At 68.3% G+C, this 23,740-nt stretch carries 24 protein-coding genes; 11 read left to right on the top strand and 13 right to left on the bottom strand.

What is annotated here, in order from left to right; translation table 11 throughout:
- Window positions 1-64: 64 nt before the first annotated feature.
- The 3 genes from ACM6LU_RS19215 to ACM6LU_RS19225 are packed head-to-tail and all read right to left on the bottom strand — an operon-like array spanning window position 65 to window position 1,974.
- The gene (locus ACM6LU_RS19215) at window positions 65-763 is read right to left on the bottom strand and encodes an SDR family NAD(P)-dependent oxidoreductase (RefSeq protein WP_414939160.1); all 699 of its coding nucleotides are present in this window, start codon (window positions 761-763) and stop codon (window positions 65-67) included.
- 21 nt (window positions 764-784) lie between these two features.
- Entirely contained in the window at window positions 785-1,555 is a 771-nt protein-coding gene (locus ACM6LU_RS19220) for a sigma-70 family RNA polymerase sigma factor (RefSeq protein WP_414939073.1), read from the bottom strand.
- A 44-nt stretch (window positions 1,556-1,599) separates the two neighbouring features.
- Complete coding sequence (locus ACM6LU_RS19225; protein ID WP_244197414.1) at window positions 1,600-1,974, bottom strand: DUF4406 domain-containing protein; 375 nt, start codon at window positions 1,972-1,974, stop codon at window positions 1,600-1,602.
- A gap of 51 nt (window positions 1,975-2,025) precedes the next feature.
- Between ACM6LU_RS19225 and ACM6LU_RS19230 the strand changes: the two genes are divergently transcribed.
- On the top strand, window positions 2,026-2,790 hold the full coding sequence (locus tag ACM6LU_RS19230; protein WP_414939161.1) for a DeoR/GlpR family DNA-binding transcription regulator: 765 nt from the start codon (window positions 2,026-2,028) through the stop codon (window positions 2,788-2,790).
- Here ACM6LU_RS19230 and ACM6LU_RS19235 read toward each other — a convergent pair.
- The 3 genes from ACM6LU_RS19235 to ACM6LU_RS19245 are packed head-to-tail and all read right to left on the bottom strand — an operon-like array spanning window position 2,777 to window position 6,782.
- The gene (locus ACM6LU_RS19235; protein ID WP_414939074.1) at window positions 2,777-3,544 is read right to left on the bottom strand and encodes a polyprenol monophosphomannose synthase; all 768 of its coding nucleotides are present in this window, start codon (window positions 3,542-3,544) and stop codon (window positions 2,777-2,779) included. The genes ACM6LU_RS19230 and ACM6LU_RS19235 overlap by 14 nt on opposite strands.
- 25 nt (window positions 3,545-3,569) lie before the next feature.
- On the bottom strand, window positions 3,570-5,162 hold the full coding sequence (gene lnt, locus ACM6LU_RS19240; protein ID WP_414939075.1) for an apolipoprotein N-acyltransferase: 1,593 nt from the start codon (window positions 5,160-5,162) through the stop codon (window positions 3,570-3,572).
- A gap of 9 nt (window positions 5,163-5,171) precedes the next feature.
- Window positions 5,172-6,782, bottom strand: a complete 1,611-nt coding sequence (locus ACM6LU_RS19245; RefSeq protein ID WP_414939076.1) for an amidohydrolase — start codon at window positions 6,780-6,782, stop codon at window positions 5,172-5,174.
- A 244-nt stretch (window positions 6,783-7,026) separates the two neighbouring features.
- On the opposite strand from ACM6LU_RS19245, the gene ACM6LU_RS19250 reads away from it, so the two are divergent.
- The 3 genes from ACM6LU_RS19250 (at window position 7,027) to ACM6LU_RS19260 (ending at window position 10,940) form a co-directional block, all read left to right on the top strand.
- Window positions 7,027-8,433, top strand: a complete 1,407-nt coding sequence (locus tag ACM6LU_RS19250; protein ID WP_414939077.1) for a KamA family radical SAM protein — start codon at window positions 7,027-7,029, stop codon at window positions 8,431-8,433.
- A 1,110-nt stretch (window positions 8,434-9,543) separates the two neighbouring features.
- Window positions 9,544-10,266, top strand: coding sequence for a sensor histidine kinase (locus tag ACM6LU_RS19255; RefSeq protein WP_414939078.1), 723 nt, complete (start codon window positions 9,544-9,546; stop codon window positions 10,264-10,266).
- Window positions 10,260-10,940, top strand: coding sequence for a response regulator (locus ACM6LU_RS19260; RefSeq protein ID WP_414939079.1), 681 nt, complete (start codon window positions 10,260-10,262; stop codon window positions 10,938-10,940). Before ACM6LU_RS19255 ends, ACM6LU_RS19260 begins: the two co-directional genes overlap by 7 nt.
- Window positions 10,941-10,949: 9 nt before the next feature.
- Here ACM6LU_RS19260 and ACM6LU_RS19265 read toward each other — a convergent pair whose 3' ends face one another.
- From ACM6LU_RS19265 to ACM6LU_RS19280, 4 genes are all read right to left on the bottom strand, one after another.
- The gene (locus ACM6LU_RS19265) at window positions 10,950-11,570 is read right to left on the bottom strand and encodes a hypothetical protein (RefSeq protein ID WP_414939080.1); all 621 of its coding nucleotides are present in this window, start codon (window positions 11,568-11,570) and stop codon (window positions 10,950-10,952) included.
- On the bottom strand, window positions 11,567-12,304 hold the full coding sequence (locus ACM6LU_RS19270; protein ID WP_414939081.1) for an ABC transporter permease: 738 nt from the start codon (window positions 12,302-12,304) through the stop codon (window positions 11,567-11,569). The genes ACM6LU_RS19265 and ACM6LU_RS19270 overlap by 4 nt, the downstream gene beginning before the upstream one ends.
- Window positions 12,301-13,005: an ABC transporter ATP-binding protein gene (locus ACM6LU_RS19275; protein ID WP_414939082.1), complete on the bottom strand. Its 705-nt coding sequence runs from the start codon at window positions 13,003-13,005 to the stop codon at window positions 12,301-12,303. The genes ACM6LU_RS19270 and ACM6LU_RS19275 overlap by 4 nt, the downstream gene beginning before the upstream one ends.
- A 342-nt stretch (window positions 13,006-13,347) precedes the next feature.
- Entirely contained in the window at window positions 13,348-14,298 is a 951-nt protein-coding gene (locus ACM6LU_RS19280) for a helix-turn-helix domain-containing protein (protein WP_414939083.1), read from the bottom strand.
- Between the two features lie 70 nt (window positions 14,299-14,368).
- On the opposite strand from ACM6LU_RS19280, the gene ACM6LU_RS19285 reads away from it, so the two are divergent.
- The 3 genes from ACM6LU_RS19285 (at window position 14,369) to ACM6LU_RS19295 (ending at window position 18,749) form a co-directional block, all read left to right on the top strand.
- Window positions 14,369-15,184 carry an alpha/beta fold hydrolase gene (locus tag ACM6LU_RS19285; RefSeq protein WP_414939084.1) on the top strand — a complete coding sequence of 272 codons (816 nt, stop codon included), beginning with the start codon at window positions 14,369-14,371 and terminating at the stop codon, window positions 15,182-15,184.
- Between the two features lie 1,188 nt (window positions 15,185-16,372).
- Window positions 16,373-17,212 (top strand): NAD(P)H-binding protein, encoded by an 840-nt coding sequence (locus ACM6LU_RS19290; protein ID WP_414939085.1) that lies wholly within the window; start codon window positions 16,373-16,375, stop codon window positions 17,210-17,212.
- 262 nt (window positions 17,213-17,474) lie between these two features.
- Window positions 17,475-18,749: an amidase family protein gene (locus tag ACM6LU_RS19295; RefSeq protein WP_414939086.1), complete on the top strand. Its 1,275-nt coding sequence runs from the start codon at window positions 17,475-17,477 to the stop codon at window positions 18,747-18,749.
- Window positions 18,750-18,829: 80 nt separating this feature from the next.
- Here ACM6LU_RS19295 and ACM6LU_RS19300 read toward each other — a convergent pair whose 3' ends face one another.
- Entirely contained in the window at window positions 18,830-19,219 is a 390-nt protein-coding gene (locus ACM6LU_RS19300; RefSeq protein ID WP_414939087.1) for an iron chelate uptake ABC transporter family permease subunit, read from the bottom strand.
- 35 nt (window positions 19,220-19,254) lie between these two features.
- Window positions 19,255-19,956 (bottom strand): DUF1524 domain-containing protein, encoded by a 702-nt coding sequence (locus ACM6LU_RS19305; RefSeq protein WP_414939088.1) that lies wholly within the window; start codon window positions 19,954-19,956, stop codon window positions 19,255-19,257.
- Window positions 19,957-20,158: 202 nt separating this feature from the next.
- Here ACM6LU_RS19305 and ACM6LU_RS19310 point away from each other — a divergent pair, with 202 nt between their 5' ends.
- The 4 genes from ACM6LU_RS19310 (at window position 20,159) to ACM6LU_RS19325 (ending at window position 22,295) form a co-directional block, all read left to right on the top strand.
- Complete coding sequence (locus ACM6LU_RS19310) at window positions 20,159-20,518, top strand: response regulator transcription factor (protein WP_414939089.1); 360 nt, start codon at window positions 20,159-20,161, stop codon at window positions 20,516-20,518.
- Window positions 20,519-20,604: 86 nt separating this feature from the next.
- Window positions 20,605-21,117, top strand: coding sequence for a hypothetical protein (locus ACM6LU_RS19315; RefSeq protein WP_414939090.1), 513 nt, complete (start codon window positions 20,605-20,607; stop codon window positions 21,115-21,117).
- A 448-nt stretch (window positions 21,118-21,565) separates the two neighbouring features.
- Window positions 21,566-22,165 carry a DUF1707 SHOCT-like domain-containing protein gene (locus ACM6LU_RS19320; protein ID WP_414939091.1) on the top strand — a complete coding sequence of 200 codons (600 nt, stop codon included), beginning with the start codon at window positions 21,566-21,568 and terminating at the stop codon, window positions 22,163-22,165.
- A 4-nt stretch (window positions 22,166-22,169) separates the two neighbouring features.
- Window positions 22,170-22,295, top strand: coding sequence for a hypothetical protein (locus ACM6LU_RS19325; RefSeq protein ID WP_414939092.1), 126 nt, complete (start codon window positions 22,170-22,172; stop codon window positions 22,293-22,295).
- Between the two features lie 30 nt (window positions 22,296-22,325).
- On the opposite strand, the gene ACM6LU_RS19330 is transcribed toward ACM6LU_RS19325, so the two are convergent.
- Window positions 22,326-23,573, bottom strand: a complete 1,248-nt coding sequence (locus ACM6LU_RS19330) for an acetyl-CoA hydrolase/transferase family protein (RefSeq protein WP_414939093.1) — start codon at window positions 23,571-23,573, stop codon at window positions 22,326-22,328.
- Window positions 23,574-23,740: the final 167 nt, after the last annotated feature.

Below are 23,740 nucleotides of genomic sequence, written 5' to 3' on the forward strand. Positions count from 1 at the left end.
CTTCGCGGGGGCTTCGCTGTGTCCGGGGACCAGCCGGGCGGTGCCGGCGGAACTCCACGCTTGATCAGCTCGGGTACATGCTGGTCACGTTGACGAACGTGCCGGTGATCCCCATGGCGTCGTCGGAAGCGAAGAATGCCAGCGTGGAGGCGACCTCGGCGAGACGCGGTGAGCGTTTGGTCATCCGGGCCTCCGTGAGGCCGGCGAGAATGTTCCCCATCATCTCCGGGCTCGCCGGCAGCTGGTTGTTGACGGCGGCGAGCTTCTCGGGAGTGAAGGTCTCCGGGATACCCGCGACCCAGATGCCGAGCGCGCGGACGCCGTGCGGTCCGATCTCGACGGCGAGATTGCGGATGTAGGTGTCCAGCGCGGCGTCGATCGAGCCGGTCGCGCCCATCATCGGGCTGCCGTAGGCGGATCCACTGTCGAGGGCGAGGATGACGCCGGACCCTGGGGTGATCATGTGCCGGGCGGCCGCGCGGGCGGTGATGAAGTTGGTCGTGACACCGGTGGTGATCGGGCGGACGTAGTCCTCGACCGACATCTCCACGAGCGGGATGCCCTGGACGTCGCCGCGTGGAACGAGGTTGAGGGAGATGTCGAGGCTGCCGGCCTCGGCCACGACGGACGCCGCGTGCTTCTCGACCGCGGTCTCGTCCAAGCCGTCGACGACGGCGACTTCGGCCAGTCCCCCGGTCTCCTTGATCTCGTCGGCTAGCTTCGTCAGTGCGCTGGTGACCGAAGCGACGGTGGTTTCCAGCAGGTCGGCGGTCTCCTCGGCCCTTCAGCCGAGAACGTCGTTGAGGATCACCACGGCCCGCTGCTTCGGTGGGAGGTGCTGGATGGCGGCGAGGAAAACCAGCTCCATCGTTTCCTTGGTTTCCGCGATCTCGCCGGGTTCGGCCTCCGCCGAGGCGAGCTGGCTGTCCGGGAAGGGTTGCAGCCAGGGCATGAACTGGGGCGGTTCGCCGTGCTGGTCGACGCCGGGCAGCTGGTCGTAGGGGCGAGGGACCCGTTTGTTGCGCCGCAGGAAATCGAGACAGGTGTTGGTGGCGATCCGGTAGAGCCAGGCACGGAAACTCGACCGGCCCTCGAATTCTTCACGGCCACGCCAGGCCCGCAGGAAGGTCTCCTGAACCAGGTCTTCCGCGTCGTCGTAGGACCCGACCATGCGATAGCAGTGGACGCGCAGCTCTCGCTGGTGCTGCTCGATCTTTCCGGCGAAAGCGACCTCGTCCAGCGTTTCCGTCACGGAGTCCGTCGTGACGTTCTCCTCCCTCCCCCGCAGGGTGAGCTGGGCGATCCGCCGTAACCTGCCGACGTCCGAAGTGAGGGCGGTGAGGTCGGCGAAGAAGGTGTCCGGCGGCTGAGGTGCCAGGCGTTTCGCGACGCGGCCGACCTCGGCGATGAGGGCTTCCACGTCGGGGGCGGGGTCGTGCCGTGACCGGTAGGCCCGCTGGCGGCACGCGGCCGAGCAATAGACGGCCGCACGCCCGCGCGAACCCGCCTTCGATGGCAGCGGGCCTTCGCACATTCCGCAGACCTTCCCGGTCACGGCTCACCCTCCCCCGAAGACGTCACACTCGGCCGAGTTACGCATTATGCGGCTTGGTAGCCCGGGATGTCCTCGACGCGGTGATAGACGGCGAGTCCGCGGGACAGCGCGATCGCGACGTCCTGGTCGGCGCCGGTGGAGTCCCCCGGCAAGCGCAGGACGGCGTCGCAGTGGTGCAGGAGCCGGTCGGCCGTCGGGTACATGACCTCCTTGGCGACCGGGTCGGCCACGGTCTTCCCGCCCGCGCCGCGTAGCACCGGCAGCGCGACCCATTCGCCGATCATCGGCACGTGCCCGCTGCGGAAGATCGGCCAGGCGGCCTCTTCGAGCCGGGCGAGGTTGCGGGCGAGAAGTTCGGGGTCGTCGCCGGTGCCGGAGCGGAACGGGCCGGCGATGAGGATCATCAGAGGTTTGGTCATACGACGAAGCCTAGTGTGCAACAATCGGCAAGAACAAGGAGGATCGTGCAGATGTTGGCTGCGCAGCGTCGAGACCTGTTGCTTACCCGTTTGAAGACCGAAGGCCGGATCGTGGCCAAGGACCTCGCCGCCGAACTCGGCGTGTCAGAGGACAGTATCCGCCGTGACCTGCGAGACCTTGCGGAGTCCGGGCTCTGTCAGCGGGTCTACGGCGGAGCACTACCCATCTCCCCCGCCACTGCGGACTACGCGACCCGCATGGCGGTCAGCGTCGCGGGCAAGCAACGGATAGCGAAACGTGCAACAGCGTTGATCCGGCTGGGGTCGACCGTCATCCTCGACGGCGGCACGACCGCGCTCGCGCTGGCGAAGGCGCTTCCGGCCGACCTCGAAGCGACGATCGTCACCCACAGCCCCACGGTCGCGGCCGCACTCGTCACGCATCCGAAGGTCGAGGTCTTCCTGATCGGCGGCCGGCTCTTCAAGCACTCCGCCGTCACCTGCGGCGCGGCCGCGGCGGAGGCGGCGATGAGGATCAACGCCGATTTGTTCTTCCTCGGCGTCACCGGTGTGCACCCCGGGACCGGGCTCACCACCGGTGATTCGGACGAGGCCGCGATGAAACGCACCCTCGCCAAACGGGCCGCCGACACCTACGTGCTGGCCAGCTCGGAGAAGATCGGCGCGGCCTCGCCGTTCACCGTGCTCCCCCTTTCCGACGTCGCCGGCGTGATCACCGACGCGGCGCCGGACGAACCGACGGTGAAGGAACTGGGGAAGCTCGGGGTGAGTGTGCTGGGGGTCAGTCCTTCTTGACCAGCCCGCGAAGCTGCTGCCAGCGACGCTTGATCCCCCACATACCGACCATGACGATCGCCTCGCGTACGACCGAACCGCTCATCTTCGACTGGCCGATCTCACGTTCGGTGAAGGTGATCGGCACCTCGACCACCTCGAACCCGGCGAGCTTCGTCCGGAACGCCAGGTCGATCTGGAAGCAGTAGCCGCGCGAGGCGATCTCGTCGAGCGCGAGCTTCTCCAGCACCGTCCGCCGGTACGCGCGGAAGCCGGCGGTGATGTCGTTGATCTTCATGCCGAGCGCGACCTTCGCGTAGAAGTTCGCCACCCAGGACAGCGCCTTGCGCTGGAACGGCCAGTTCACCGTGCTGCCGCCGGGGACGTAGCGAGAGCCGATGGACAGGTCCGCGTCCTCGAGTGCCGCCAGCACGCGGGGCAGATCCTCCGGCGCGTGCGAGCCGTCCGCGTCCATCTCGACGATGGTGGCGTAGTCGCGGGCGAGACCCCAGCGGAACCCGGCGACGTACGCGGCGCCGAGGCCGGCCTTCTCGGTCCGGTGCATGACCTGGATCCGCGAGTCGACCTTCGCGAGTTCGTCGGCGATGTCGCCGGTCCCGTCCGGGCTGCCGTCGTCGACGACGAGGGCGTTCACGTCCGGGAGAGCCTTGAGCAGGCGTTCCAGGATCGGGCCGATGTTGTCCCGCTCGTTGTACGTCGGGACCACCACCAGCACCGGCTCGATTTCCTGGGCCCCCCGTGGCGCCTGCGCCATCCGCTTTCCTCCGTGTTCCGGCGGGTCAGCCCGCCGCTTCCCTCGTTGCCTTGGCGGCGCTCGCGCGCCGGGTGCGAAAACGGAGTATGTACCCACCGGTAACCCCGGCGACCGCCAGTGCCAGCAGTCCGTACTCCGTCGTTACACCGAGTAGATCCGACAGCGTAGTCTGCTGCCTCAGCGGCACGCGCCCCACCAGGGAATCTGCGGTGAAAAGGCTGGTGGAGGCCGTGATCGAACCGTCGGGCGCGACGATCGCGCTGACCCCGCTGGTAGCGGAAACGACCACGGCGCGGCCGTGCTCGACCGCCCGCAGCCGCGACATCGCCAGCTGCTGGTAGCTCATCTCCCCCGGTCCGTACCAGGCGTTGTTGGTCGGCACGACGAGCAGTTCCGCGCCGTCGGCGACCGATTCGCGGGCGGGGTAGTCGAACGCGGTTTCGTAACAGATGAAGACGCCGACCTTGGTTCCCGCGACCGACAGCGCGGCGTTGGCGCCGTCACCCGGTGTCATGTTCGCCACGCTGTCGACGAACGGCGTCACCAGCTTCGCGACCTCACGGGCGGGGACGTACTCGCCGAACGGGACGAGCTGCTGCTTGGCGTAGCGCTGACCCGGGCCGGTGACCGGATCCCAGGCGAGCGCGGAGTTCTGGGCCGAGCCGTCCGGCAGCCGGACCAGCGCGCCGATGATCGCCTGCGTGCCGTAGTCGCGGACCATCTGGTCGACACCCGCGTCACCGGTGCGCATCGCCATCGCGGTCTCGGGCCAGATCAGCAGATCGACCTTGATGTCGCCCGCCTTCAGCTTTTCGAGCAGCCGGGCGCTCTCGGCGAGGTGGTTGCCGCGGAGTTCGTCGCGGCGGCCTTCCAGCGCCAGGCCGATGTCGGGGGCGTTGCCCTGCACCGTGGCGACGGTGAGTTCGCCGTCCTGGGCCTCGGTGCCGATCGTCGGCCACACCGCGAGTCCCGCCACCACCGGCACCAACGTCAGCGCGGACGCGGCCACGACGGAACGCCGGGGATCGGAACCCTTGAACCGCAAGCAAAGGGCCGCGATACCGAACCCGGTCAGCACGACGGCGAGACCGACCAGCGGAGCACCGCCGATCGAAGCCAGCGAGACGAACGCGCCCTCGGGCTGGCTGAACGCCACACGACCCCACGGGAACCCGCCGAACGGGAACCAGGCACGCGGCGTTTCCAGCGCGATGACCACCAGCGCCGCCCACAGGGGCCCGAGCGGCAAGTTCCACACGACGGTGGCGAAAGCCCCGCCGAAACCGAGATACACCGACAGCGCCATCGCCAGCCCGAGCCACGGCCACGGCCCGAAGTCCGGTCCGAGGAAGTCCAGCAGCCAGGTCAGCAGTGGCAGGAAGAACCCCATCCCGAACACGAACGCGTAGCCGAACGCGCCACGGAACCGGCGTCCGTGCACCACCAGCGCGAAGCCGGTGAACGCCAGCGGCGCGAGCCACCACAGCGGACGCGGCGCGAAACTCAGGTACAGCGTGAAACCCGACGCCGCGGCGATGAGGAAACGCAGGAGCCAGGCGCGGAAGAAGCGCTTGCGCGGCGCCGCTTCGGGGTCCGGGCTGGTCACGGTCGAGGACACCCCTGAACCCTAGGTCGTCCGGGTGAACACATCGTGGATGACCTGCCCGTCGCGGACCGTGCGCAGGCAGCGGGGCAGCGTCGCCCCTTCTTCCAGGTTCGGCAGCGGCGGCACACCCGCCCGCGGGTCGGTCGACCAGCGCTGTACCCGCGAGTCCGGTGTGGCGACGACCAGATCCGTGGCGTCCCAGATCGCGTAGTGCGCGGGAGCGCCCGGGACGAGGCTGCCGGTGACGCCGTCGTTGACCCCGGCGGCGCGATGCCCCGCGCGGGTGTGGGCGGTGAAGGACGCGCGAGCGGACAGCCCCGCGCCCGGGGTGCGGTGGTAGGTGCCGGCGCGGACGGTGGCCCACGGATCGACAGGCGTGACCGGCGCGTCGGAACCGAAGGCGAGCAGGAGCCCTTCGGCGGCCATGGCGGCGAAGGGATTGAGCTTCGCCGCTCGCTCGGCGCCGAGGCGGTCGACGTACATCCCGTGCGCGCCACCCCATTCCGCGTCGAACTGCGGCTGGACCGACGCGACCACGCCCCAGCCCGCGAGAGCGCGGGCCTGCTCGACGTCGATCATCTCGACGTGTTCGAGCCGGTGGTACCTGGCGGCCAGCGCCCGACGGCCGACGGTCTTCTCCGCGAGCCGGAATCCTTCGGCGACCTCGGCGACCGCGGCGTCGCCGATCACGTGGAAACCGGCCTGCAGTCCCGCTTCGGTGCAGGCGGAGACGTGCGCACCGATGGCGGCGGCGTCGAGGTAGAGCGTCCCGGAGGTGCCGTGCGCGTCGGAGTACGGCTCGTGCAGGGCGGCGGTACGGGAGCCGAGGGCGCCGTCGACGAACAGGTCGCCCGCCACTCCCCTGGCACCCAGCGCGCGGGCCGTGTCGCCTCCGCCGCGTTCGCCCCAGTAGCCGACGACCTCCGGCAATCCCGGTTCGGTGGCGAGCGCGAGCAGATCGGTGAGGTCTTCGGCGCCGGAGATGTCCGGGCCGGCGCATTCGTGGACGCTGACGATCCCCCTCGCGGCGGCCTCGGCGAGGAACGCGCGCTGGGCCTCGCGTCGCTGACCGGGCGTGATCGCCTCGCGCATCGCGGCGCGGACACGGTGGTGCGCGTCGCGGGTCAGTGGCCCGTCGGCCGACCAGCCCGCCGCGTCCCGCACACCGGGTGCCAGGGCGACGAGGGCGCTGGAGACGAGGGCGGAGTGGACGTCGACCCGGCTCAGGTACACCGGAGTCCCGTTCGCGGCCTCGTCGAGTTCGGCGCGGCTGGGCAGCCTGCCGTCGGTCCACCGGGACTCGTCCCAGCCGTGCGCGACCAGCACCTGGCCGGGCCTGGCGGTGTCACGGACCGCGGCAAGCAGTTCTCCGGCGCCGCGGATGTTGGCGAGGTTCAACCCGGTGAGGTGCAGGCCGGTAGCGGTGGCGTGGACGTGCGCGTCGACGAACGCGGGGGCGACGAACGCGCCGTCGAGGTCGATCACCTCGGCGTCGGGATGCAATGCCTTGGCCGGGCCGTCCTGTCCCACCCAGACGACAGTGCCGTCCGTGATCGCCATGGCGGTGGCGTCGGGGGCCGAGGGGCTGTAGATGCGCCCGCCGAGCAGGAGCGTGGTTCGTGCGTTCGTCACCTCCCGAGTTTGCAGCTTGCGGATGAGCACGGCGTGGTCAGGGCCGATGAAATGAGCCGGGGAGCCGATCGCGCTGTCGTGCCCATGCTCGGCGCCGCGACGATGCCGCCGTGTTCGAGTACCTGCGCACCGGTCGAACGCGGAGTCAATGTCCGCCTGACACACCGCGCACGACAGGAATATTTACGTCATCGGAACGATGTGACAGGATATTTTCACGCGTTTCCGACGATGAGGAGTATAAGTGACTGCGATCCAGGAGCCGACCTCGCCGGTAGCCGCCTACGATCAGCCCTACGACTACACCCGAGTCGAGCTGATCGAACCCGACTGGCGCCGCTTCCCCGGCTGGCATGACGTGACCGAGGCAGAGTGGCGCGACGCGCAGTGGCAGCGAGTGCACTGCATCCGCAACGCCAAGCAGCTGCGTGCCCTGATGGGCGACCAGCTCGAGGAGCGCTTCTACGAGGACATGCTCGCCGACCAGCGCGAGATGGCCACGATGTCGATGCTGCTGCCGCCACAGATGATCAACACCATGGCGCCCAACGCGGGCACCGACCCGACGAAGGTGACCGAGGCCTGGTACACCGACCCCATCCGCCGCTACATGCTCCCGGTGCGCAGCGACCGCGACACCGAGTGGCCGAGCCACCCGCACTCCGAACGGGACTCACTGCACGAAGCCGAGATGTGGGTCGTGGAGGGGCTGACCCACCGCTATCCGACCAAGGTCCTCGCCGAGATGATCTCCACCTGCCCCCAGTACTGCGGGCACTGCACCCGGATGGACCTCGTCGGCAACTCCACCGAGCAGGTCGAGAAGCACAAGCTCTCGCTCAAACCGGTCGACCGCCAGGACGCGATGATCGAGTACCTGAAGAAGACCCCCGGCGTGCGCGACGTGGTGGTGTCGGGCGGCGACGTCGCCAACGTGCCGTGGCCGCAGCTGGAGTCGTTCCTCATGCGACTGATGGACATCGACACCGTCCGCGACATCCGGCTCGCGACCAAGGCGCTCGCCGCCCTGCCACAGCACTGGATCCAGCCGAAGGTCGTCGAAGGCCTCGAGCGCGTCGCCGTCACCGCACAGCGTCGCGGCGTCAACCTCGCGATCCACACCCACGTCAACCACGCACAGTCGGTCACCCCGCTGGTCGCCGAAGCCGCCCGGACCGCGCTCGACGTCGGCGTCCGCGACGTGCGCAACCAGGGCGTGCTGATGAAGGGCGTCAACGCGACCCCCGCCGAACTACTGGACCTGTGCTTCGCACTACAGGGCGAAGCGAACATCCTGCCCTATTACTTCTACATGTGCGACATGATCCCGAACGCCGAACATTGGCGGGTTTCCGTGCACGAGGCACAAGAATTGCAGCACGCGATCATGGGCTACCTGCCCGGCTACGCCACCCCGCGCATCGTCTGCGACGTTCCCTACGTAGGAAAGCGCTGGGTGCACCAGCTCGCCGAGTACGACCGCGAGTTGGGCATCTCGTACTGGACCAAGAACTACCTGACCAGCGTAGACAGGGAAAACGTCGCCAACGCCGACGAGGCCCTGCAGCAGCGCTACCCCTACTACGACCCGATCTCCACCCTCCCCGAAGCCGGCCAGCGCTGGTGGCGCGACCAGCCTCCGATGGCCTGACCGGCCGACCCGTCAGGCAGGTCGCCGAGGGGGCGTTGAGGCTCATGAGCGAGCTTCAAACGCCCCCTCCGTCGTACCGGCTGTTTGTGCTGGTCAGTACCGGTTGCTACCGGTTGCGACCGGACATCAAACGGCCCGGAAACGGCCCAGAAATTCCACAGTAGACAGTCAGGCGGCCCGGAGGTTGAAACAGAGTGAGTCACTCGACGGCATGCCGTCCAGGCATATCCGGACCCTTTCTCGTCGCGTTCTTCATGGAAGTCCACGAGGAAACATCGGGGGCTGTGATTTAACGCTGCGAATTCCTCTCATTATGGGACAAGTGTATGGTGTGAATGCAAGTCTCACTCCGATCAGCAATTCGCGGGTATCATCCACATTTTGTGGTGATCGAGAATCGGCGCTTCCATGCGTAGGTGTCCAGGTTCTCGCGTTCCGAGACGGAACTTCGCCCGTCGATGCTGCGTAGGTACTCCGACAAAACCATCAGCTACTACCGCGCTCGCCTCGCGCACTACCAGCACTGGTGCCACACCCGCGGCTACCAGACCGGCACGAACACGATCACGACCAAGACACCGACGACTACCCCAAATACCGGCCCGACACCATCCGCCAGACCATTAGCGCCCTGGTCTTCTGGGCCGAACGCAGCACCGGCCACGCACCCGACGACCGCGCCGCCAAACAAACTCTCCGCCGCTTCACCGACACCTCCAACCACACCCCACCCACCAGCCTGGCGGGTCGCCGGACGACGATCACCACGACCACAACGCCCCACCATCCCGCGTCCGCTCGACGACGGCCGCGAGCGGACACCTCCAACAGCCAGCCCCGTACACAGCCAACCCTCTCCTCCCGTCGGCCGTCCTCCTGCTTTCGACGGCGGTGGCGCACGCCGCCTGATGACCGGAAGCGGCTTCCGCGAGAAGTAATCACGGCCCCGCCCGTCGGGTAATACGATGGCCGGTGATGACACCACCGGATCGTCCAGAGTGGCGATCGCGTGCATGGCTGGCCGCCTCCGCGGTGCTGGTCGTAGCCGCGGTCGCGTTGCTGGCTGTCGGAGCGAATGGACCAAGCGCGGTTGTAGTGCCGATTCTCGTCGTGGCCACGGCCATCGGAGTGACGACGTGGACGCTGGTTCGCGCGCGCAAGCGGCGCCTCGACTACGAAGCACGCCTCACGGGTTGGGCGGCAGAGCACGCCACGCACCATGAGCGGCTCCGGATCGCCCGGGAACTCCACGACATCGTTTCCCACGGCCTCGGCGTGATCACCCTGCGAGCCAGTGCGGCGAGGCGGGTCCAAGGAGACGTGCGGGAAGCCGAACACGAGCAGGCGCTCGTCGACATCGAGCAGGCGAGCCGGGACGCGGTCACCGAACTCAGACGTATGCTGGCCGTGCTTCGCGACCCTGCCGAGTACGACGCACCGTTGCAGCCCGTGCGGAAGCTGTCGGATCTTCCGGCCATCGTCGAGGCCGCCCGCTCGCTGGGTCTGGCGCCGCGGCTGGACGTCGGCGAACTCGGGGACGTTTCCCCTGGGGTGCAGGCGACAGTCTGTGAGATCGTCCGCGAAGCCGTCGCGAACACCGCGCGATACGCCGGACCGACGATCGCTCACATCGGTCTACGGCGTGACGGCGACACGATCGTCGTGACCGTCGAGGACGACGGGCCGCGAGGCGACTGGTCCCCCAACCGCGGTGCAGGCCACGGCCTGGCGGGACTTCGAGAACGCGCCGAGGTGCTCGGCGGCGGCCTGCACGCGGCACCGGCCGGGACCGGCTTCCGGCTCACCGCACGGCTACCCGACGGAGCATGGTGACGAATCCCGAACAGCCACCGATCCGGGTCCTGCTCGCCGACGACCAACGGCTGCTGCGGCACAGCCTGGCGATCATCATCGGCACCTCCCCGGACATGGTCGTCGTCGGACAGGCCGAGAACGGACCGCAGGCGGTGGAGATGGCGCGGCGGCTGAGCCCGGACGTCGTGCTGATGGACATCCGCATGCCCGGCCAGGACGGCATCGTGGCCACCAAGGAGATCAGCGCCTGCCCCGACCTGGCCGGGACCAGAATCCTCGTGCTGAGCATGTTCGAACTGGACGAGTACGTCTACGGTGCGCTTCGCGCGGGGGCGAGCGGTTTTCTGCTCAAGGACACCGAACCCGACGAGCTCATCGCCGCCGTCCGCCGGACGCAAGCCGGCGAATCCCTGTTCGCGCCCGGCATCCTCACGCGGTTGATAGAGCATTACGTCGCGGCGCCGCCGCACCGGAGCCCGCGTCCGCCTGCCGGGCTGACCCAGCGTGAGATCGAGATCCTCACGTTCGTCGGTCGCGGGCTGTCCAACACCGAGATCGCCGAGACGCTGACCATCTCCATCAAGACGGTGAAGACGCACATCAGCCGGTTGTTGAGCAAGCTGTCGGCCCGGGACCGCGCTCAGCTGGTGATCACGGCGTACGACCAGGGACTGGTGGTTCCGCGAAGCTGAGGCACGCGGTCAAGCGTCCCGCCGATGGAACGTGGTCGCGGAGAACCCCACCGCGACGAGCACCCAGCCCAGCACGACGGTCGAACCGCCGAACGCGACGAGGTCGTGACTTGCGGCGTCCGGCAGGTATGCCGCGAACGTGACTCGATCCCGGAGAAGCGGGCCCACGATGAAGTAGTACCCGAGCAGCCCGGTCACCGCCGGAACACTCCACCGCAAGACCGTCGCGACGGCGGCGGACAGCGCAGTGGTCAGCGCGAGATAGGCACTCGCTCCCACCGCGGCGGACCATGGTCCGCCGGCCACCAGGAGGCCGACCAGCACGGTGAAGATGGCCGCGGGGACGCTCACGATCAGCAGGGCGGCCATTTTGGCCAGATGCTGGGCGATCCGGCGTGGCATGGCGATGAGAGTCAGGTGAATCTGGCCGTCGCTGTACTCCGACGTCGCGGCGATGACGCCGAGGACGATGAACCCGGCCTGCGTGTAGCCGACGGGTGAGACGCCCTGCCGCGAAAACGCGATCGCGAGGACTGCCGAAACGCCGATTGTGCCCAGCACGGTGCAGTACGTCGCCGGCAGGCTGAGCAGTTTGAGTGTCTCGGCGCGGATCGCCCGGCCGCCCGTCATGCGTCCCTCCCGCGGAAGACCAGGAAGCCCGCGGCGAGCAACGCCGCGACCCAGGCCGTCATCACCAGGCCGCCGGTGACCGGCGCGAGCTGGACGGGCAGATCCACTCGCTTGATGAACATACGGATCCCGGCCAGGTCAGGGAAGAACACGGCCAGCGGCGTGAGTTTCGCGAGCAGGTAGGTGACCGTGACCACCGACGTGTTCAGGATCAGCACGGTGAGCGGCAGGATTCCGTTGCGCGTCAGCAATGTCAGACCGGACGCGAGCAGTGCCGTCAGTACCCAGTAGAGGACGACTCCGGGCAGACGCCCAAGGCCGCTGACGCCGGCTCCCTCACCCAGCAGTGCTTCGACTGTCATCAGGGTGATGGCCGAGGAGACCGCCGCCAGAGTGGCGATCACGGTGATCACCGCCGTCAGCTTCGCGATCAGCAACCGCCGCCGCGACGGCACGGCCGTGAGGCTCGTGGTGATCTGGCGTCCGCCACCGGCGCTCCTCCCCTCTGTGGTGTATTCGCTGCTCACCGCGACGACGCCAAGGATCACCGCCCCCACCACGCCGAACGCGAGTTCCTGGAACCCGATGTCTACGTTGCCGCCGCGACCGGCCGCGACCGCCGACTTCGCGTTGAGGATCGTGAGGGTGGCCGGGACCAGCACGCCGACCGCGACCGCGGCCCAGACCGACGGCAGGAAGACGAGCTTGCGCAGTTCGCCCCGATAAGCCCTCATCGCACGGCCCCCGAGGTGAGCGCGAAGAAGGCGTTCTCCAGGCTCCGGTGCCCGCCGACGACTTCAGCGAGCGTTCCCTGCGCGACGATCCTGCCGCCGTCGATGACCACGACGTCGTCGACCGTCTCGGACAGTTCTCCCATGAGATGGCTCGACAGCAGGACGGTACGTCCGTCCCGGGCGCGTTCGCGGAGGAAGCCGCGGATCCAGCGGATTCCTTCCGGATCGAGGCCGTTGACCGGTTCGTCGAGGACCAGTACCTCAGGGTCACCGAGCAGCGCCGCCGCCAGGGCCAGCCGTCGCCCCATCCCGAGCGAGTAGCCGCCGACGCGTTTGCCCGCGGCCTCGGACAAGCCGACCTCCGCCAGGGCCTCGTCCACCCTGCTACGGGGGATGCCGCCCGCCGCGGCGATCCACCTCAGATGCGCCCGTCCGGTGCGCGCACGATGCGCCCCCGAGCTGTCCAGTACGGCGCCGACCTTGCGCAGGGGATCCCGCAGCTCGGCGAAGGGAACGCCGTCGACCAGCGCGGTTCCCGAGGTCGGCCGGTCGAGTCCGAGCAGGATCCGCAGGGTGGACGACTTCCCGGCGCCGTTGGGCCCGAGGAATCCGGTCACCCTGCCAGGGCATGCTTCGAAACTGACGTCGGAGAGGATCGTCGCCGCTCCTCGTCGCTTGGTGAGCTGGTCGAACTTGAGCATCAGGTCTTCTTCCCGTCGGGTGCGATCACGTTGCCCGCCAGTCAATTCCAGCGGGACACCCGCGCGCGTCGGACCGGGGACCGATCATGTCCGAAGTCTCTGGGCCCTGGGTCTTACAGCCGCGACCTTCGGGTCATCTGAAGATGTGCCCGTGTTCCTCCGCTGCCGGATACTTGGGCGCTGATCGTCGGGATCTGACCGGCGAGCGACATTGTGCGATGTGGACGGGTGCGGCAGCGAGATCGTCGACGATGCCGGGAAATATCGTGACGCACCACCGTTCGTTTGACAGCCCGGACTGGTGACCAGAAACCCCATCGGGGGGCGGGATTCGCTTGTTACCTATCGGGTTTCGCCGAAGGTCCGTCGGTAGGCGCCGGGTGTGGTGCCGAGGTGCGCCCGGAAGCGGCGGCGCAGGTTGACCGCCGAGGCGAGTCCGACCCGGGTGGCGATGGCTTCCACCGGGAGGTTGGTCTGTTCCAGCAGTACCCGTGTCGCGTCGAGGCGCTGGCTGAGCAGCCACTGTCCCGCGCTGGTGCCGAGCTGTTCGGTGAACCGCCGGGCGAGAGTTCGGCTCGACAGTCCGGCGCGTTCGGCGAGCCGGCCGACGGTCAGGGTGTCGAGCTGGGTGGTGGCCCACTCCAGCAGTGGCGCCAAGGACTCCTCCGTCCTGGCCGGGGCAGGCGGGGTGGCGTACTGGAGTTGGCTGCCCTCCCGATGTGGGGGCAGCACCATGTTCCTGGCGATCTGGGCGGCGTGGGCCGCGCCGTGGTCGGAACGTACGAGGTGCAGGCACAGGTCGATGCCCGCGCCGGTGCCGGCGCTGGTCGCCACGTCGCCGTGGTCCACGTAGAGCACGTCCGGGTCCACCTGCACCTCGGGGAAGGTGGCAGCGAGTTGGGCGGTGTGGCGCCAGTGGGTGGTGGCGCGGCGGTCGTCGAGCAGTCCGGCCTGAGCGAGGACGAACGCTCCCGTGCAGATGGCGACGATCCGCGCCCCGCGCTGGTGGGCAGCCTGCAACGCCTCGATGACGGTCGGCGGCGCCGGTGTCTCGGGCGGCTGCCAGCCGGGGATGACCACGGTGTCTGCCTCCTGCAGGCCGCCCAGTCCAGCGTCGACGAGTATCGTGTAGCCGACGGTGGTCCGCAGGGGGCCGGGGCGTTCGGCGCAGATCCGGAAGTCGTAGTGGACCGGCACGTCCGGCCGGACGGTGCCGAAGACCTCGGCGGCACAGGCGAGCTCGAAGGGTGACCGGGGTGGGTTGAGCAGAGCCACCACCCGATGACGGTCCATGGCACGAATGTACCCACGAATGTCTTTCTGGACTCTCGGCCAGGAGGTGAACCCCGGTCACAGTGGTCTTATGAGTGTGCTGAGGACCGCGGTCCAGGTCGACGGCGAAACGGCCAGCTACCTGACCACGGGACAGGACGGACCGGCCGTGTTGCTGCTGCACGGAACGTATTGGAGCCGGGTGTGGCTGCCGGTGCTGGGCCACCTCGCGGAGGTGGGGCTGAGGCCCATCGCGGTCGACTTCCCCGGGCTGGGGCACTCGGGAGGCGAGCTCACCCTGGAAACGGCCACGGTCCCGGCCCTTGCGGACTGGGTGGTGCGATTCGCGTCCGTGCTGAAGCTCTCCGGGCCGATCGCCGTGGCAGGTCATGACATCGGCGGCGCCGTCGCCCAGCATCTCCTCGCGCACGATCGGCTGGCGATGTCCAGGCTGGCCTTGGTCAATTCGGTCACCTACGACTCCTGGCCAGCGCCTCACGTGGCCCGGCTCCTGGACGCCGCGCCGACGACCACCGCGGATGAGTTTCTCGCCGCTCGCCAGCAGGCCGTGACAACGGATCTGGCTGGTGCCGCCACCGAGCAGCGGATCGCTGACTATCTGGAGCCGTGCACCGAGCCGCGGGTCCGCCGCTCCTGGCTGGCCATGGCGGGCGCGGCCGAAAGCCGCTACACCCTTGATCTCGTTCCGGCACTGCGGCGGTCCACAACGCCCAAGTTGCTGATCTGGGGCGAGGACGACAGCTTCGAAAAGCTGGAGTACGCCGAGAAGTTCGCCTTGGAGATCCCGCAGACCACGCTCATCCGTATCCCAGAAGCGAAACACATCCCCACCGAGAACTCCCCCGGCCAGATTGCCCGCGCCCTGATCGATTTCTTCACGGCGTAGAGGTCCCACTGTTCTGTACGAGCAATCTGCGCTGTGTCGTCGTATATCTGCACGGCGAGCCTCGGGATGAGTCACTCGAAGACGAACCGCCGCAGGTGCTGAGAGTGCGGCGACCGCGCTGGAGACGCCGCATAGTCGCCGTGTCCGATCTGTCCCTCGCGTTGGAGGGGTGCAGGCCAGGTCGTTTCACCCCGGCGATTGGTGCCGATGCCAACGTGGATAGAGCACGTCACGAACATGTCCGCTACGCTGATCATGCAGGTCATAAGCGCCTTCGCACGAGTGCGGCCGGAAAGGTCCAAGATCTTCAGGAATGGGCGCACGAGGACCCTTCCTCGGCTCAGTGGGCCGTCCGCAACCCCATCCGCCGCGCCGACACCGCGGGCGGGGCGAGGTCGGCGAGACATTCACCCACGCCGGCCGCGAACCAGCGCATCGTCCCGGTCGCCTACAGCAAGGCCTACTACCGCGACCAGCCTCCACCGTTGATGGTCCTCGACCTGGCCGCTGAGGAGCGCGTCGACGTCGTCAAGCTCGAGCAAGAGCGTTCATGGCCTGGGCGGCGATCGAGGTGCTGCGCCACACGGGCGTCCGGGGTGAGGAACTGCTGGAGATCACCCACCTCGCGCTGCCACGAGGGCGAGAACTTGACGATAGCTTATCCGGGCCCCGGACGCCCTCGCGGACCGGACATCATGAAGGCCCGTCGAGGGGGCGTTCGGCTCATGTGGGAGCTTCGAACGCCCCCTTCGTTGTGACCACGGTCGTGCTGGTCAGAACCGGTTGCGACCGGACCTCGAACGGCCCGAAAACGGCACGGCATGCCGCCCAACCATATCCCGACCCTTTCTCGTCGCATTCTTCACGCGAAGCCATAAGACGACATCTTGAGTTTACCGCGATTCGACAAGCGAATTCCTTTCATGATCTATGAAGATAAAATGGATCTATTGCAAGCTGGGCCGGGTTGGTCGCATGCCTGGCGGCATTCCCGGGGATGGATGACAGGACCGGTTCCGGCGCGCCGGTTGAGCGATCAGGAGAACCGGCGTTGCGGGAAGATCGTGCGGGCTCGCCGATTCGCTTCGCAGACGGTGCGCAAGCAGCAGGCTTCAGGACTTGGCCTCCACCTTGATGGAGGTTGCATCGTAGCGTCCAGTAAGTCAGCCACGATGCGAGGAGCGAATCATGATTTTGGTGACTGGAGCCACCGGGCGAGTCGGCGGCAGTGTGGTGTCCCAGCTGCTGGATAAAGGTCTGTCGGTACGCGCGCTGGTCCGGGATCCGCAGCGAGCCCTGCTGCCCGACGGCGTGCACGTCGTGCGTGGCGACCTGGCTGATCCGGGCAGCCTCGGTCTCGCCCTGGAAGGGGTCGACTCGGTGTTTCTGGTCTGGCCCACCATGGAGGCGGACCATGCCGCGTCGCAGACCATCGCCGAGATCGCCAGACGGGTGCGGCACATTGTCTATCTGTCCAGCAACGGCGTATCCGAGGACACGACCGAGGGGATCCTGGGCTCCCACGCCAAGTTGGAGCGCTTGATCGAGGACTCCGGCGTGGAATGGACGTTCCTGCGTCCGGGCGGATTCGCCGCCAACACGCTGGCCTGGGCGGAACAGATCCAGGCGGAGGGTGTGGTGCGGTGGGTTCACGGCGCCGCCCGGCGGGCGTTGATCCACGAGCGAGACATCGCGGCGGTGGGAGTTATGGCGCTCACCGAGGAGGGACTCAAGGGAGCCAGGCCCACGATCACCGGGCCGGAGGCGATCACACAGTTCGAGCAGGCTCAGGCGATCGGCGCGGCGATCGGGCGCCCGGTGCGGTTCGAGGAGGTAACCCCGGAGGATGCCAGGCAGGAACTGTTCGCCGGTCTTCCGCCGGCATTGGTTGACGGCATCCTGGCCGCACACGCGGCCATGGTGACCCAGCCCGAGATGGTCACCGATACGGTGGAACAACTTACCGGGACTTCGGCGCGCACCTTCGGCGAATGGGCGGCTGACCACGCCGCCGACTTCAAGTCGTGATGGAGCACGCAAGTTCGGCGAGCGGGCCATCGTGCCGGGCGCCGACGGAGTGATCGACACGGTGTGGCCGTCCGGGCTCGCCGGAGCAGGAGGGCAGTCGGCCGTCACACAACTCGGGCAAGGCAGAGGGAACAGTGGTCGAGCGCACGCCATGGGGGTGGTTGTGCCGGCACGTCACCGACCGTGGTCACACCCGGTGTCCGGACGAGACGATCGTCCTTGTCACGCTAAGCTGGCCGCCCGCGATCTGGAGGTGCCGCCGGTGAAGGGAACTCGGAGTGCCGCCGAATGCCGTACGCGGGCGGAAGAAGTCCAGGACCTCCACGCGATCAGCCACCTCGCGCCGGAGCCGATCGGGCCGAGCACCGGCTTTCCGGTGGTCGTCAAGGACAACATCCACGTCGCGGGCATGCCGAACACCGCGGGCACCCCGGCTTTGGCGCGCCATGTTCCGAGTGAGCACGCGGGCGTGGTCCGCCGCCTGCTCGACGCGGGCGCCACCGTCATCGGCAAGGCGACCATGCACGAACTCGCGTTCGGCATCACCTGCGACACGACTCCCCTGGGTCCGGTGCGTAACGCCCGTGACCCGTCCCGCTTCGCCGGGGGCAGCAGCGGCGGAACCGCGGTGGCCGTCGCGGCGGGCATCGTCCCGGCAGGTCTGGGCACCGACACCGGGGGTTCGGTGCGCGTGCCCGCCGCGCTGAACGGGGTCTGCGGTTTCCGGCCCACCACGGGCCGCTACCCGTCCGACGGCATCACGCCGTTGAGCAGCACCCGGGACACGGTGGGGCCGATCGCCCGCACGGTCACCGATCTCGCGTTCCTCGACGCCGTACTCGCGGCGGAGAAACCGGAACCCCTGTTCGGACTCGCGCCGATCCGGCTGGGCGTGCCGCACGGTTTCCTGACCGGCGACCTGGCCGACGACGTCGAAGAACTGTGGACGGCCGCGCTGATCCGTCTGCGCGCGGCCGGGGTCACTCTGGTGCCGGTCGACGACACACCCCTCGCCGAACTCGTCGCCGATCAGGGCATGCCGCTGGTGATCCACGAAGCCGGCACCGGGCTACGGGCGTACCTCGCCAAGTACGTGCCGGAGATTTCGTTCGAGCAACTCGTCGACGAAGTCGCCGCGGCCGATGTCCGGGCGATCTTCGCCGAGTCAGTCGTGCCCGGCATCGAGCCGGCCGTCTACGAGGCCGCCCTCGCCAACCGCTCGGCCTTACGCCACGCCTACGCGAGGATCTTCGACCAGACCGGCATCGACGCACTGGGATTCCCCACCACACCAGCGACAGCCCAGGACTTTTCCTCCATCGAAGAGTTCATCCACCGTGGGCGCGCGGTCCCGACCTTCCCGACCTTCATCCGAAACTGCCAGCCCGGCAGCATCGCGGGTGTTCCCGGCCTGACCCTCCCGATGGGACAAGGCCGCGGTGGCCTACCCGCCGGGCTGGCGCTCGACGGCGCCGTCGGCGGTGACCGGAAACTGTTGGCGGCCGGGGCGTTCGTCGAACGGGTCCTGACGGTCTAGCCGGGCTCACTTTCGTCCGAACTGGACGATACCTTCAAAGCGGCCGCCCCTTCGTGCCTGGATGTGACCGCGGGCCGGCCTCATCCAGCTGTCTTCCCCGCACCGCCTCGGGTTCGTTGATGAGCGCCGCGTGTCTTGTCACCGTCCGTCCTGCCGCCCGATGATCGGCGCGACCACCCTGTTCGACCTCGAGCCAACGCGTTCGACCGGTGGCCGAGGGACAACGCCAGCGCTACGCCCACGGCCCGGAAAGGCAGCAGCTGGACAATGACCGCCAACCCCGGTCTGGCGACGTCGCCGACGATCCAGAACCGATACCCGTCGAACGACTTCGGTTCCAGGAACGCGACTCTCTCGGCGCAGGCCACGAGCGCGGCGCCAACGGCGGTGCCCGCCAGTGCCAGTACCAGACCGGTCGCGCGCCGCACGTGAACGGCACCCGTTCGTCGTCGTGCAGACCCGGAGTTCATAAGCGCGGGACAACTAGTTCACAGCGACCGCGGCCTCAGCAGCGGTCGAGCATGCTCGACAACGCGTTCCGCTCCGGGACCGTGATCGTGAGTCCATACGCGCGTTTGACCACGATCCAGGCTGTCGCATAGGTGCACCAGTAGGTCACCAACGGCGGCTTCCACTGATCGGGGGCCTTGTCGCTCTTCTGCTTGTTGACGTTGTCGGTCACCACCCGCAGCTGCGGTCCGGTCAGGTCGTTGGCGAACTGCTCGCGCCTGGACTGTTCCCACGACTTCGCGCCACTGGCCCACGCCTGAGCCAGCGGCACCACGTGGTCCACGTCCACGTCGGCCGCCTTCCGCCACGTCTCACCGTCATAAGGGCTACGCCACGACCCGGACACGGCAGTGCATTCCGCGTTGACCTCGACGTTCACGCCGTCGCGTTTCAGCAACTCCTCACGGACATCGCACTTGCCGGACACGGTCTTCCAATGCGGAAACTTGGCCCGGTCATAGCCGTCCAGGCCGCCGCGAACCGCGACCGACAGCTCCCCGAGACGCTTCCGCGCCTCGGCCACCGAAACCACCGGTGCCTTGCTGGAAGCCGCGCCGCTGGTCTCCGAACTTTCCGGAGCACCAGTCGGAATCTGACACCCCGCCAGCAACGACACTCCGATTACTGCCCATGCTGTCGCCTCGCCACTACGCCGAATCCCACCGCGCACGGTGCCCGCCTCCTCGTCGACGACCATGTCGCACACGGTCCTGACCAGTAAACGGGAACAGCGACGGCCACCGTGACCGGCGAACAGCGCAACTCGCCTCTGTCGTTCCCGACAAGGGAAGCAGTCATGCGAACCCTCCGGCCTTTTGGTGGATTGCCCTTCCAGGCTCGTTCCTGATGTGCTGCGAGTTCGTCCAAGGGGGGAAGGAACGGCGTGATCGACGCTGACCATGCGCGAGATCGCCGGCCTGCTGCATCTGTCCCACCGCACGGTCGAACGGCACGTGTCGAGCCTGATCGCCAAGACAGGACTGCCGGGCCGCATCGAACTCGGACGGTTCGCGGCCACCGCGGGCATCCTCCGGATCACCCCAGCAACCGGCTCGAGTGCCGACAGCGCACGACGGTCGATCTTCCCGTTGACCGTCAGCGGCAGCGTCTCCCGGTGGACGCAACGCCGGGGCACCATATGCGGTGGGACCTGGGTGCGGCAGCCACCGGCGCACGGTGGACGCGCCCGGATCCGGACCGGTGTAGTACCCGGTCAGCTCGTTGTCGGCGCCGGAAGGTCGCCGAACTGCTGGAACTGACCACCGGCGACTTCCCAGGCCCGAGGCTACTTCCCCTGCTGGCCACGGAGAATCGCACCCGGTTGTCCGCAAGGACCCGTCAGTCGGTGGTACGGGATCAGGACTATCAGGTCGCTCTGCTCGACCACACCGCCGACCCGGCGCGGCCGCGAGTCGCGCTCAGCGCGGACGCCGTGGTCTCCGAACGCGACGGGCGCGTCCTCGTGCGGCTGCCCGACGGACAGGAGTTCGACGTCCTGGAGGTGTTCTCCCAGGGGCTGACGCGGCTGGTGATGGACGCCTTCCAACCCGTCCCCGAGCTACCCCACACCCCGCGGACCACAGTGAACCATCTGGTCGTGGCACGGGAGAACCGGTTGCCCCGCTTCGTCTTCGCCGTGTCGTCAGCCGAACCGAGGCCGCTCTACGTCGACTTCGACAGCCCGGTCTACGTTCAGATCCTGGCGAAAGCCATCCGGCGGCTGACCAGGAAGGACCCGGACGCGACCCTCACCCTCACCGAAATGCTGCCCACTCCCGAACAGACGTGGCTGGCAGACGGCCACGGCGACACCTACACCGCCGAACTCCGCCTCGTCGCGGTGGATCAGCGACCCTGACCCCGCACCGCACCGCATCGAACGAAGCCGGTCACTGTCGGACAGCCGGGAACCCGTGCCGGGCGGCGATCGCCACGGCGCAGGCCAGCGCGGCCAATGCCACCGTGATCCACGGCAGCGGGGTCGCGGTTCCGGCCCGGTCGAGCACCGAACCACCCAGGTGCGCCCCGCCCGCGATCGCGAGGTTGAGGACCGGGAAGCGATCGATGCCTACCTGGAGCAGACTCGGCCACGTCCGCGCGGGCCGGAGGATCCGGCGGTGACGGCCTGAGCGACATGCACCAGGGCGGCGCGGTGCGGAAATCCAACGCGGTCGCTCCCATCCCTGCCTGTATTTGTCATGCTCGTCATCCCGCCTCTGCGGCACCCGCTCACCTCCGTCAAGGTCATCGGACGAGTTTTTCGCCGCCCAACAGGAAAAGGGGCTCTGGACCCTACAATCGCGGCCATGTCTGAAGTGGAGCGATCGGCGAGGCGAGTGGCTGATTCCGACCGCGAAAGGGTGGCTCAGCTGCTGTACGAGGCCATGGGGGCGGGCCAGATCACCACCGCCGAACTGGAGACGAGACTGGACGCCGTCTACTCGGCGAAGACCTTCGCGGACTTCGAACCCGTCGTCGCGGATCTCTCTCCGGTGAGCACCGACACCGAGGACGCACGAGGCGGACGGTCCTCCACCGCCGTTATGTCGGGCACTCGACGACGGTTCGACGGGCCGCTGCCACCGAAACATGTCAGCCGCGCCTTCTGGGGTGGCGTGCGACTCGATCTGCGGCACGCCGAAGTCGTCACCGATCCTTGCACGATCAGGGCCGTGGCGATCATGGGCGGCGTCAAGATCGTGGTCCCGGAGGACTTCGTCGTCGACGTCCGGGGAATCGGGCTCATGGGCGGATTCGGGACCGGCCGCGGTTCGGCGCCGCAGCGGCCGGCGGTCGGTGCGCCGGTGCTGCGCATCACCGGTTTCGCCTGGTGGGGTTCGGTGAAGGTGATCAGGAAGGCCCGCGAATCCCGGCGCAAGGTGATCATTCGCGGCCGGAGACGGTGAGCAGGTGACCACGCCGATCAGCGCGAGCGGGCGGGAACTGCCCGGCACCCACTTGGTCCTGACCGTCCTCGGCGGGCACGTGGTGTCCGAAGTGGACTGTGACCGCGTCCAGCGATCTTCGCCGAACTGAGGTCCGATATGGACCCGCAGCACGCTCTGGCTACCGCAGGCCACTCGCCAGTGTGAATCCGAGCTCCCTGCCCCGCGTCACGAGTTCTTCCCTGGCCGCCGGATGCGCGACGTGGTCGACTATCTGCTGCGCCTGCTCGCTCGCGTCGTTACCCCAGATGGTCGCGACGCCGTGTTCGCTGACCAGGAAACTGTGCTGGAACGACGTCACCGGCCCGGCCAGCCGGGGCACGACCGTCGAGACGTCGGCCTTCGGATGCCAGGACGGCAGCGCGATGATCGCCCGGCCACCGGGTGAATGCAAAGCCCCGACCACGAAGTCGGTCTGCCCGCCGAATCCCGAGTAGATCGCCCCTCGCACACGGCTCGCGTTGGCCTGCGCGAACAGGTCCACCTCGAGGGCGCTGTTCACCGAAACGAGACCTCGCTGCCGGGCGATCACGGCGGGGTCGTTCGTCTTTTCCGTGCGCAGCAAGCGGATCCGCGGATTGCGGTCGAGCCACCGATACAGCTCGACACTGCCGAACACGAACGACGCCGTCACCGGTTCCGCCGGATCGAGTGCCCCGGCGCGGTCGAGCGCGAGCACACCGTCGCTGAACATCTCCGACCAGATCGCGAGTCCGCGCCGTCCGGTCACCGCGGCCAGCGTCGCGTCCGGGATCCCGCCGATACCCAGTTGCAGGGTCGCGCCGTCCGCGACCAGCCCGGCCACCCGCTCACCGATGGTCCGCGCCGTGTCCCCCACCGGCCGCGGGACCGGCGACAGGAGCGGCTCGTCCGCATCGAGGGCGTAGTCGATCTCGCCGACCGGCAGAACGCCGTCGCCGTAGGTGAACGGCATGTTCGGGTTGAGCTGCGCGATCACCAGGCCCCCTCGGGCCCGCACCGCCTCGACGGCGGCGGGCAGAATGTTCACCTCCGTGCCCAGCGACACCACACCGTCCATCGGAACCGAGGTGTGCAGCAGGACGACGTCCGGCGGCAGCGCGTGCTTGAGCAGCTGCGGCACCAGCGACAGCCGGGACGGGAAGTACCGCAGCCCGGCGCGGCCACGCATCCCCGCACCCACGAACGGCGTCTCCAGCAGCACGCCCTCGCGGTCGGGCATCCCGGCCTGCGCGTTCAACGCGAACAACCGATACTCCGCCAGTGCCGCGTCCAGCACGTTCAGCGCCCGCATCGGGGTGGCGAAGTTCCCGCTCACCACCACCCGGGGCCGCGGTGCGGGGACGCCTGCCAGGACGGCACCGAGTTGACTCTCCGACAAGACGCGCATGAGCCGATCATGCCCGAGGAACCGTGCGGCGGCCCTGTACCGAGGCGGACGACACGCGTGACTGGATGCCGATCTCGCGTGCTTGGGCGCGGACAACACCACAGCCGGATTCCGCCACGAGTCACGTGTCCAGCCACGCGAGCAAGGAGGATTTCCGATGCTTGAGA

This window comes from Amycolatopsis sp. cmx-11-51 (assembly GCF_047608665.1).
Taxonomy (GTDB): Bacteria; Actinomycetota; Actinomycetes; order Mycobacteriales; family Pseudonocardiaceae; genus Amycolatopsis.